This window comes from Flavobacterium sp. (assembly GCF_049318325.1).
In the GTDB taxonomy this organism is placed as follows: Bacteria; Bacteroidota; Bacteroidia; order Flavobacteriales; family Flavobacteriaceae; genus Flavobacterium.
Map to the genome: position 1 here is coordinate 1 of NZ_JBMOGQ010000071.1, position 11,294 is coordinate 11,294.

Genomic DNA, 11,294 nt, shown 5'->3' on the forward strand with positions numbered 1-11,294 from the left:
CCAACATTTGTTCAATTTATTTTACTACAAATAATTTCACCCAACGGGTTAATATTAATATTATTCCTTCAACATAAGTTTCAAATTAGCAATCCAGAAAATTTCAGATTTGTAAAATTGAAGAGATGTTGGCACTACCTTTTCAGAAGTATCACGTGGTGATTTTTTGATTAGACGAGCTGTTGACCCTGAAAAATTTATAGTATGTTTTTCATCTAAATCGGTTGCTTCAGTAGTGAATTTAATAATTTTATTTTCTACTTTCCAAGTTCCTTTTCCATAATTATATTTATCGTGTTCACCTCTAATGTCTATAAGCTTTTGAAAACTGGTAAATTGAAATGAATTATCAGTATTTAAATGAAGTGTATAATCAAGTATGCTTCCGTCTTTTCCATCTATATGTAAAACATAAGTTCCTTTATAATCTTCTGTTTGAGCAGAGAGATTTAAACATAGAGCAGTAAAGATTAATAAAACGAGGCTTTTCATATTTTTTTTAAATAACTAAATTATAGATTTCTCTCTCGCCTCAAAAGAGGAGAAGAATGACAAATAAAGTGAATGTCTGAATACTAAAAACTTACCACTGAGTACTTATTATTACACCTGAATCACTCCCAAATTAAACTTCTTCTCAATTGGAGCATGATTAGCAGCTTCAATTCCCATAGAAATCCAGGTGCGGGTTTCTAATGGATCAATGATGGCGTCTGTCCATAAACGTGAAGCAGCATAATACGGAGAAACTTGCGCATCATATCTGGCTTTTATTTTGTCAAAAAGTTCTTGTTCTACTTTTTCGTCTACAGTTTCACCTTTTGCTTTTAAGGAAGATGCTTCAATTTGCGCTAAAACTTTTGCTGCCTGTTTTCCGCCCATTACTGCAAGTTCAGCACTTGGCCAGGCGAAAATTAATCTTGGGTCGTAGGCTTTTCCGCACATGGCATAATTTCCAGCACCATAAGAATTGCCGACAATCACTGTGAATTTTGGCACAACCGAATTGGAAACCGCATTCACCATTTTGGCTCCGTCTTTAATGATACCGCCATGTTCACTTTTAGAACCGACCATAAACCCGGTAACGTCTTGCACAAATACTAAAGGAATTTTCTTTTGGTTGCAATTGGCAATAAATCGTGTGGCTTTATCAGCAGAATCAGAATAAATTACACCGCCAAACTGGATTTCTCCTTTTTTAGTTTTGGAAACCGTACGCTGATTGGCTATAATTCCAACGGCCCAACCATCAATTCTGGCGTAACAAGTGATGATGGATTTTCCGTAATCGGGTTTGTACATATCCATTTCAGAATCATCTACCAAGCGCTTGATGATTTCCATCATATCGTATTGATCACTTCTTGATTTTGGAATAATTCCATAGATATCTTCTTCTTTCAAGGCTGGTTTTTTTGGAGTTTCTCTATTAAAACCCGCTTTTTCATAATCACCAATTTTTCCGACGATACTTTTTATTCTATCCAAAGCGTCTTTATCGTCTTTGGCTTTATAATCGGTAACTCCTGATATTTCGCAATGCGTTGTGGCACCACCAAGTGATTCATTATCGATGTTTTCACCTATGGCAGCTTTTACTAAATAACTTCCAGCAAGGAAAATACTTCCGGTTTTATCTACAATCATGGCTTCATCACTCATAATAGGAAGATAGGCGCCACCGGCAACACAACTTCCCATAACAGCTGCAATTTGTGTAATTCCCATACTGCTCATGATGGCATTGTTTCTAAAAATGCGGCCAAAATGTTCCTTGTCGGGAAAAATTTCATCCTGCATTGGTAAATACACTCCGGCAGAGTCAACTAAATAAATTATTGGCAATCGATTCTCCATAGCAATTTCTTGTGCACGAAGATTCTTCTTAGCAGTAATCGGAAACCAAGCACCGGCTTTAACGGTAGCATCATTGGCAACAACAATGCATTGTTTTCCTTTGATATATCCCATTTTTACGACCACACCACCAGAAGGACAGCCACCATGTTCGGCATACATTCCATCTCCAACAAAAGCACCAATTTCAATGCTTTTAGCTTTAGCATCAAGCAAATAATCAATCCGTTCACGCGCTGTCATCTTGCCTTCGGCATGAAGTTTTTCGATTCGTTTCAATCCACCACCTATTTTAACTTTGGCAAATTGACTTTTTAAATTGGTTAGTAAAAGTTTGTTGTGATCTTCGTTTTTATTGAAGTTGATATCCATGGTTGTTTTTTATTTTACATCGCTGAATTAAGCATTAAATATGTTTCCGAATGTTCACTAGAAATTTATTTCGCTTTCGCTTTATACATTTCGAACTGCGGTCTCGACTCTCCTCTTAATATCAAATGTACTGCGTTTAGTGTGTGCTAAATTACAAAAACATTTTAATAAGATAATTTCTTTAGATTTGAAATTAAATAAAAAAAAGACCTATTTTTGATTAGTTAATATTCACTTAACATTAGAAAAATACATTTGCATCACATTAAAAAAAGTAAAAAAATGACTCTTAACAATATTTTCCAGTTTTTAGTTCCAAAGGATAAAAAGTTCTTTCCGTTGTTTGAACAAGCTGCCGCTGGTTTAATTTTATTGGCAGATGCACTTCATGAAGCAGTAAATGCTCCTAAAATGGAGAGAGAGGAATACTTCAGAAAAATAGAAGAACTTGAAGCTGAAATTGAAGAGATTACTCATAAAACACATTTAGAATTAAGTAAAAATTTCATAACTCCTTTTGACAGAGAAGATATTCATTCGCTAATTAAAGCTATGGATAATGTTGCTGATAATATGCATGGTGCTGCAAGCAGAATGCGTTTGTATCAAGTAGAAAAAATTACAAAATCAATCCGTAAATTAACTGAAATTAATTTGGAAGCATGTCAATTAATAGGAATTGGAATTAAAGAATTAAAGGTGATGAACCACAGAGCCATTAAGGAAAACTGTAAAAAAATTAACAAATTAGAAAGCAAGGCTGATTCGGTTTTTGATAAAGCAGTTGCAGATATTTTTGAAAATGAAGTAGATGCTAAAAATGTTATAAAATACAAAGAAGTGCTTTCGGCTTTGGAAATGGCATCTGACAAGTGTAAAAGTGTTTCGAATGTAATGGAACAAATATCAGTGAAACACTCATAAACTGAACACTGAACACTAATCATATGACATTACTAATTGTTATTATCGTTCTTGCATTAATCTTTGATTACATTAATGGTTTTCACGATGCTGCAAATTCAATTGCTACAATAGTTGCAACAAAAGTATTAACTCCTTTTCAAGCTGTTTTTTGGGCAGCATTTTTTAATTTCCTGGCATATTGGGTATTTGGATTTGGTGTTGCCGATACGGTTGCCAAAACGGCCAAAACAGATAGTATAAATTTGACGGTTATTTTAGCTGGAGTTATTGCTGCTATTGTATGGAATTTAATCACCTGGTGGAAAGGAATTCCTTCTTCATCATCACATACTTTAATTGGTGGATTTGCCGGAGCAGCTATTGCACACGCTATATCTCAACACGGTATTTCTGATTATTTTGTGATCGAGGATGGTGTTCAAGTAACAAAACATTGGTATAATATTGTAAATTGGTATAAACCAGGCGAAGATGGAGAATTGCCATCGGGAGTTTCTGTTATTATTGCTTTTATTGTTCTAGCTCCTCTATTAGGAATGATTATTTCGTATTTCATTTCTCTGTGGTTAATGTATTCTTCTAGAAAAAGTATCTACCCCAAATTATTCACAGTTTTATTAATGCTATTAGTTTTTTGGTTTTTGTCATCTGTAATAGTGGGTTATGATGAAATTAAAAAACCAAGATTTGAAAGTCCAATTTGGAGTGCAATTTTTGAACCTTCAAATATTAAATGGACTTTAGTAGCTATAATATTTTATAGCATAGCAATATTTAATTTGATATTCAGTAGTTTACCAACATCAAAAGCAGAAAGCGTATTAAAAAAAATGCAGTTATTATCTTCGGCCTCTTTTAGTTTAGGTCACGGAGGAAATGATTCGCAAAAGGTTATGGGAATCATAGCAGCTGCTGTGGCTGTTTATTTAAATACGCATCCAAATGCAAATATGTCATTTGGCTGGTTAGATTTGAATGTGGTGTTGCCATCTGAAAAAGATGGAGTAAAAATTGAAGGTGTAATGCCTTCATGGATTCCGTTAACTTGTTATACAGTTATCGCTTTAGGAACTTTGAGTGGTGGATGGAAAATTGTAAAAACCATGGGTTCAAAAATTACAAAAGTTACCGCTTTTGAAGGTGTTGTAGCTGAATCAGCCGGAGCTTTGACTTTGTTTATCACAGAGCATTTTAAAATTCCGGTATCAACAACACATACCATTACAGGTTCAATTATTGGGGTAGGAGTTACCAAAAGAGTTTCCGCGGTTCGATGGGGAGTTACCGTTAAGCTTCTTTGGGCTTGGGTGTTAACTATACCAGTATCCGCGATTTTAGCTGCATTGGTTTATTATGTTTTAAAGGTATTTATTTGAATATAAATCTTTTTAAAAAATTTTAACTCCTAAAGATTTTTCTCTAGGAGTTTTTTTTGTGTTATTTTTAATTATTTTAAAATCCTTTATATACCATGACTTAATCCTTTTCCAATGTTAAGTTTTTCGTTAAAATGAAAACTTAACATTGGCGAATTGAATAAAATAGTATTTTTGTTTACATAAAATTTACATTTAATTAACATTAAGTTTAAAAAATACTAATACCATGAATGATAAAGACACAACGTTTAAGGAAGAATCAGCAAATAATGACGAGAAAGTTCAACCAACAATTGAAACCAAATCTGATGTAAAACCAACTCGCACTAGAACAACTTCTGCAAAAGCACCAGTCAATGCAACATCAACTAGGACAAGATTAAGAACAACAACACCAGCAGTAAAAAATGAAGTTAAACCGGAAGCAAATGTAGTTGAACTTACTCCTTCCATAACTGAAATTGTAGAAACTACTAAAGATTCCGACAAAGAAAAAGCAAAAAAAGCTAAGGCAAAAGAAAAAGAGAGAAAGGAAAAAGCCAAGAAAAAAGAAAAGGCCAAAAAAGAAAAGCAGAAAGCTAAAGACAAGGAAAAAAAGAAGAAGGTAAAAGCTAAAGAGAAAGCTAAAAAGGCAAAAGCAAAAAAGGCAAAAGCCAAGTCTAAAAAGAAAAAATAGTTTTGAATTAATAGAACCGATAGTTATGCTACCGGTTTTTTTGAGTCAATAAATTTTAATATCGAATCATTTATTTCTATAAAATACAAAAGTCGATCTGGAGCGATCGACTAGTGCGGTGAGGTGTAACTTCCTTTCGGAATCCTCAATGCAAATATATATCTTAATTACGAATTATAAATTACGAATTACGAAATGTTTTTCAGAAATTTCGAAATATAGTTTCAGCTAACTCGTAATTCATAATTCTCAATTCGTAATTATTTATTAGAGTCTTTTACTAATCTTTTTAAAATGGCCCATTGTTTCAAGGCATCACGGGCATCAACAGCTGGGTAACCAAGGACTACTTTTCCTGCTTCTACATCGGCAGCAACACCTGAACCTGCACCAACCATGGCACGGTCACCAATAGTTATGTGGTCTTTTATAGAAGCGCTTCCGCCAATCATTACGCCATTTCCTAAAGTTACTGAACCCGCTAAACCTGAATTACCTGCCATAATACAGAATTTACCAAGCTTAGAATTGTGTCCAATTTGTACCAAATTATCAATTTTGCAACCATCACCAAGAATGGTTGAACTAAATTTACCTCTATCAACAGTTGAGTTAGCTCCAATTTCTACACCGTTTCCAATAATTACGTTTCCAATTTGTGGAATCTTTACCAAGCCTTTTTCAGGACAAGGTCTAAATCCAAATCCATCTGCTCCAATGGTACAATTGGGGTGTAAAATGCAATAAGAACCAATGTGACAACGCTCTCTGATTACTGCTCCAGGCCAAATTGTAGTGTTTTTTCCAATACTGCATTCATCAAGAATAGTTACATTTGGATAAATGGTAACATTTTCTCCAAGTTGAACATTAGGACCAATGTAACAACCCGCACCAATTCGGGTTCCATTTCCAATAGATACCGATTTATCGATTACAGCAGTTGGATGAATGTCAATATCAAAAACGGGTGGAGCAGGAGCAAAGAGCTCCAATACTTGCGACATAGCTAAATCGGCATTTTTAACTTTTATAAAAGCCCTGTTTTCTCCGGGTTCAATCGAAATATCTTGATTCACAACCGCCACACAAGCTTTAGAAGTTGCCCAAAATTTTTCGTATTTTTTGCTTCCAATAAAAGAAATTTCGGTTTCTATTGCAGCTTCTAATTGTTCTGGAGCTGAAATTTTGCATGAAGTAAATCCAACAATCTCACCTTGTAAAACATCGTTTATTTCCTGAATGGTATAGGAACTCATATCTAGATTGTCTTTTGATTATTTTTCAAATAAAGTTAAATGAATTCAAATATCCTACAATATTAACCTAAAACTGCTAACTGCGACTTAGACTTGCCCGCCAGCAGACTAATTACTCCTCTTTCTGTCCCATCATCATTAAATAGGCCTTCAAAAATTTATCAATGTTGCCGTTCATTACACCATCAACATCGCTCGTTTCATAACCAGTTCGCACGTCTTTAACCAATTTATATGGTTGCATTACATAGTTTCTGATTTGCGAACCCCATTCAATTTTCATTTTACTGGCTTCTATATCAGCACGTTGGGCTTGCTGTTTTTTGAGTTCAATTTCATACAACTGCGAACGTAACATTTGCATCGCTCTTTGTCTATTGTCTTGTTGCGAACGTGTTTCCGAACATTGAATTTGAATTCCAGTTGGTTTGTGAACCAATTGGACCTTTGTTTCTACTTTGTTTACATTTTGTCCACCGGCACCACTTGATCGCGAAGTTGTAATCTCAATATCAGCCGGATTAATATCAATCTGAATACTGTCATCAACCAACGGATATACATAAACAGAAGCAAAAGAAGTATGTCGTTTAGCATTACTATCAAAAGGAGAAATACGCACCAGTCGATGTACGCCGTTTTCGCCTTTCAAATACCCAAAAGAATATTCGCCTTCAAACTCCAAAGTCACCGTTTTTATTCCTGCTACATCGCCTTCCTGAAAGTTAAGTTCTTTGATTTTATAGCCCTCTTTTTCACCCCACATCATATACATCCGCATAAGCATAGAAGCCCAATCGCAACTTTCTGTTCCGCCTGCGCCTGCCGTAATCTGTACAACAGCGCTTAATTTATCGCCTTCATCAGAAAGCATGTTACGGAATTCTAGATTTTCAATATGGGTATTGGTAAGTTCATAATGCGCATCCAGTTCTTCTTCGGAAGCATCTCCCTCTTTGAAAAATTCGTAAACGATTTGAAGTTCTTCAGCCATAGCATTGCCTTTTTCAAAATCTTCTACCCATTTTTTCTTGGAGCGTAAGTTTTGAACAATAGCTTCAGCCTCTTTTGGATTGTTCCAAAAGTTGGGTGCAAAAGTCTTTTCTTCCTCGTTAGTAATCTCTATAAGTTTGGCATCAATGTCAAAGATACCTCCTCAACGCACCAAGGCGCTCTACAATACCTTTTATTTGTTCGGTATTTGTCATAAATAATGTAGTTTTGTGTTTTAATTTTAGGAGATAATCCGGCTGTCCACTATATCTTTTTCATTACAAGTAAAAGTAAGCTGATTCCCATCCGGGTTATATTACGACACAAAAATAGACTATTATTCTTCATATGGAAATAAATTTAATCAGCGATACCGTTACCAAACCAACTCCCGAAATGCTTCAGGCAATGTTTAACGCCAAAGTGGGAGATGATGTATTCAAGCAAGACCCAACTGTAAATGAATTTGAGCGAATTGTAGCCGAATTATTTGGAATGGAAGCTGCCTTGTTTTTTCCAACAGGAACAATGGCTAATCAAACTGCGATTAAGCTAAACACCAATCCGGGCGATCAAATAATTTGTGATAAATGGTCGCACATTCATTTGTATGAATCGGGTGGTGCTTCGTCAAATAGCGGTGTTAATTTCAATTTGCTAGATGGTAGTCGAGGAATGATAACCGCTGAACAAGTAAAGGAAGGCATAAATGATCCTGAATTTTATCATACACCCATGTCAAAAATGGTTGGCATTGAAAACACTACAAATAAAGGTGGTGGTGCGTGTTACGAAATTGAAGAACTTCAAAAAATAAAGCAAGTTTGTGTCGACCATAATTTGAAATACCATTTAGATGGCGCTCGCTTGTGGAATGCGATGATTGCTAAAAAGCAACATCCAAAGCAATTCGGAGAACTTTTCGACACTATTTCTGTTTGTTTTTCAAAAGGTTTGGGATGTCCTATAGGTTCCGTATTACTCTCTAATGCAGAAACAATACATCGCGCATTGCGTGTCCGAAAGATATTTGGTGGTAACATGCGTCAATCGGGTTATTTTGCGGCAGCCGGAATTTATGCTTTGCAAAACAATATCAATAGATTAGAAGAAGACCATAAGAGAGCAAAGGAACTTGGACAAGTGTTGGAGCAATTACCTTGGATTGAAAAAGTAGCCCCCGTAGAAACTAATATTTTGATTTTTGAAGTCAAAAAAGCATTAGATGAAAAAATGGTTATTGAAAAGTTTAAAGATAAAGGTATTCTTATTAGTTCTATGGGACAAGGAAAGTTGCGCATTGTTACGCATTTAGATTACCGCCAAGTGATGCATGAATATGTTTTGGAAGCTCTGGAGAAGCTGTCATTTTAACTATCGTAGTAAACAAACAATAACCCATTTTTCGGGAATTCCCTCAAAGTAATAAGCTGTTTTACCATGGTAAAAAAGAACAGGTAAAGTTAATTTTTAACAAAATTAAACAGCAACAATTCGATCTAAACTTCAAACCCAGTATGTTTGAGATTTATGATGTTTTAGCAAAAGAATTTAATTAAAAAGAGCCCAACAATTAAAGATGTTGGGCTCTTTGATTACCATAAAACTTCAATTTGTTATTGAAGTTTTATTTTTATAATTAATAATTGATATAAAATGAAAAGGATAACCACAAATATCCATTTCTTTTATAATATAATTTTAATTATTGGCAAAAATACTACAAAAAAAACACTAGATATTTAAGCAAATAAAAAGCCCAACTACTAATGAGAGTTGGTTTTTTTTATGATAATAAAAATTCTAGTAATTATTGAGTATATGTTCTTGATGTTAACTTCTTCATTTTGTTCATTGAGGATTTTAACGAAATGTAGTGTTTTGTTTTGCAAGTTTTAACCAAAAATAGCAGATGCTAAAGCAGCCATTCCCCAAACAGCAACAAATGCTCCTGTAACTGCAATTCCAAATTTTACTCCAATCATAGTAGCTCCACTTTTAGTCCAATAATCTCTTGGTGGGATAAAAAAATCTGAAAATTTCCAGCCAATTATAAATCCAATTAAAGCAACAATTCCTGTTCCGATAGCTGCAAGAGTTCCCATAAAACTTAAAAATATTGTTAATTCCATATTTGTATATATTATTTGAAATATTGTATTACAGTATCAATTACTTTTTTATATAAAGAAAATGATTCATAAAGAATCTTATTTCCAAAACAAGCTATTAAAACCAAGCCAGCAATTGAAAACAAAAAGTAATACAGCTCACTTTTTTTCTTGTTTGTATTTGTTTTGGTTATTCTTATTATTTCCGTTTCATAAAAGGCAGCTTCATCAAAAGCTTCTAGCTTTTTTAATCGCATAATGCCTGAACGTATTTTTATCTCAAAAATATCACTTTCTTCGTTTTCTATTTGCGATTTACCGGCTATTGAAAACAATACATCCAACTGGTCGCAAATTGATTTAGCGTCTTCTTTAAAAACAATTTTATCAGCTTGTTTTAATAATGATAAAATATCTTCATCATTATTAATTACTTGTTTTGCCATTTATTTTTTCATCTCGTTATAACAAAAATCACCATATCGCATCATTTTTTTATAGGCATTTGGTAAAGCTTGACTAGCAAATGAATGAGCAATTCCAGCATTGATAATGTTGTCTTTGTAAAAAATAGTTGCCTTACTGAATCGAAGTGTTAATTTCCCTTCAGTATCTTTAAATTCTCTGATTGAACCCATTTCTATTTTTGCATTAAAATCTTCTATTTCTTGGCAAACAGAAAACAAATTATAAAATTGTTTGCTACAGAAAATTACATTGTCTCTAGGATGTTCAATTATAGCATCTAATACACGAAAAATATATTTTTTTAGATGAACAATATTTTGACGAGCTAAATTAATATTATCTAATAACCCTTTAAAATCTCTAGATGTATAAGGAATAAATTCAAGTTGCAATTTATCCATTAAAATATTTCTTTTTGCTATTCTTTTCAAGTTATCATTATTCCAAAACTCATTGGGTATTTCAAAATTTAAGTTTTTAAAATTATGAAGAAATGCGGCTTGCTTTAAATCAAAGTTGTCTAGTTTGTCATTAAAATGGTCCAGTCCAAAATTCACTAAACTATCTATATGTCTGTTCTGGAAATCTTCTAAAGAATTAAAATCTTTTTTATGATTTTCAAAACTATAAGGATACTTTGGATCATCACCATTGCCAGGATTCAACATAATCAATACAGTTTTAGCATCTACTTTTCCATTAAAATACATAGGTTGCATATTTTCGTTGAAATAATGTTCACCTAAATCTGTATTAAGCTTTCTTGCTTCAGCAATATAATTATTATTGAATAATGATTCTAAATCGGTTAAAATATTGTTTTTCAATATAAATTTTATTTTTTCTTCTTGGCCCCTCCCAAGGTTGTTCTTTTATCTGCTTTTCCTGCTTTTGTAACTGTTCTTGTTGTATGATTTGATCCTGTCACTTTGCTTGGTTTTGATTGCGCCATATTTATTATTTTAATTTGTTAAACGATCAATAAATTGTTTGGTTACTCTATTAAAAAATAGATTAACTGTTTCTTGAGATTGATTTTTACTAAATTCGGCAGTACAAGCCAAACAACCGAATTTAGCCAATTCCCAATCTGAAATTTCTTTTAGTAGCCAAACACCTGGAACAATTTCTATTTTTGAATTTTGCGACAAAGACAATTCTTCTCTAGTAACTTTCCAACCAAATTCAGAAGCGATTTGAATCATATCATCAATAAATAGACTATTATAACCATAATAGTTGATATTTA

12 protein-coding genes are annotated in these 11,294 nt (G+C 33.4%); 4 read left to right on the forward strand and 8 right to left on the reverse strand.

Going from position 1 to position 11,294, the window contains the following annotated elements; all coding sequences use genetic code 11:
- Window positions 1-60 precede the first annotated feature (60 nt).
- A complete protein-coding gene (locus ACOYLP_RS07530) occupies window positions 61-492 on the reverse strand; it encodes a hypothetical protein (protein ID WP_422855566.1) in 432 nt (143 codons plus the stop codon).
- Window positions 493-603: 111 nt separating this feature from the next.
- Complete coding sequence (locus tag ACOYLP_RS07535; protein WP_422855567.1) at window positions 604-2,232, reverse strand: acyl-CoA carboxylase subunit beta; 1,629 nt, start codon at window positions 2,230-2,232, stop codon at window positions 604-606.
- A gap of 282 nt (window positions 2,233-2,514) precedes the next feature.
- Between ACOYLP_RS07535 and ACOYLP_RS07540 the strand changes: the two genes are divergently transcribed.
- The 3 genes from ACOYLP_RS07540 to ACOYLP_RS07550 all read left to right on the forward strand — a co-directional run bounded on the left by ACOYLP_RS07540 (window position 2,515) and on the right by ACOYLP_RS07550 (window position 5,214).
- On the forward strand, window positions 2,515-3,156 hold the full coding sequence (locus tag ACOYLP_RS07540; protein WP_422855568.1) for a DUF47 domain-containing protein: 642 nt from the start codon (window positions 2,515-2,517) through the stop codon (window positions 3,154-3,156).
- Window positions 3,157-3,179: 23 nt separating this feature from the next.
- Entirely contained in the window at window positions 3,180-4,535 is a 1,356-nt protein-coding gene (locus ACOYLP_RS07545) for an inorganic phosphate transporter (RefSeq protein WP_422855569.1), read from the forward strand.
- 229 nt (window positions 4,536-4,764) lie between these two features.
- A complete protein-coding gene (locus ACOYLP_RS07550) occupies window positions 4,765-5,214 on the forward strand; it encodes a hypothetical protein (RefSeq protein ID WP_422855570.1) in 450 nt (149 codons plus the stop codon).
- A gap of 260 nt (window positions 5,215-5,474) precedes the next feature.
- Here the strand turns inward: ACOYLP_RS07550 and lpxD are convergent, their stop codons facing one another.
- The gene (gene lpxD / locus ACOYLP_RS07555; protein ID WP_422855571.1) at window positions 5,475-6,473 is read right to left on the reverse strand and encodes a UDP-3-O-(3-hydroxymyristoyl)glucosamine N-acyltransferase; all 999 of its coding nucleotides are present in this window, start codon (window positions 6,471-6,473) and stop codon (window positions 5,475-5,477) included.
- A gap of 112 nt (window positions 6,474-6,585) precedes the next feature.
- Window positions 6,586-7,681 (reverse strand): peptide chain release factor 2 gene (gene prfB / locus ACOYLP_RS07560; protein WP_422855572.1). Its coding sequence is split into 2 segments (ribosomal slippage): window positions 6,586-7,617 and window positions 7,619-7,681, totalling 1,095 coding nucleotides; the frame shifts between segments, so codons are not numbered across the junction.
- Between the two features lie 133 nt (window positions 7,682-7,814).
- Here prfB and ACOYLP_RS07565 point away from each other — a divergent pair.
- Window positions 7,815-8,840, forward strand: coding sequence for a threonine aldolase family protein (locus ACOYLP_RS07565; RefSeq protein ID WP_422855573.1), 1,026 nt, complete (start codon window positions 7,815-7,817; stop codon window positions 8,838-8,840).
- Window positions 8,841-9,361: 521 nt separating this feature from the next.
- Here the strand turns inward: ACOYLP_RS07565 and ACOYLP_RS07570 are convergent.
- The 4 genes from ACOYLP_RS07570 to ACOYLP_RS07585 all read right to left on the reverse strand — a co-directional run.
- A complete protein-coding gene (locus ACOYLP_RS07570; RefSeq protein WP_422855574.1) occupies window positions 9,362-9,598 on the reverse strand; it encodes a hypothetical protein in 237 nt (78 codons plus the stop codon).
- 11 nt (window positions 9,599-9,609) lie between these two features.
- The gene (locus tag ACOYLP_RS07575) at window positions 9,610-10,023 is read right to left on the reverse strand and encodes a hypothetical protein (RefSeq protein ID WP_422855575.1); all 414 of its coding nucleotides are present in this window, start codon (window positions 10,021-10,023) and stop codon (window positions 9,610-9,612) included.
- Window positions 10,024-10,872 (reverse strand): hypothetical protein, encoded by an 849-nt coding sequence (locus tag ACOYLP_RS07580; protein ID WP_422855576.1) that lies wholly within the window; start codon window positions 10,870-10,872, stop codon window positions 10,024-10,026. It abuts the gene before it with no gap.
- Between the two features lie 135 nt (window positions 10,873-11,007).
- The coding region (locus ACOYLP_RS07585) for a hypothetical protein (RefSeq protein WP_422855577.1) at window positions 11,008-11,294 on the reverse strand (287 nt) is incomplete at its 5' end.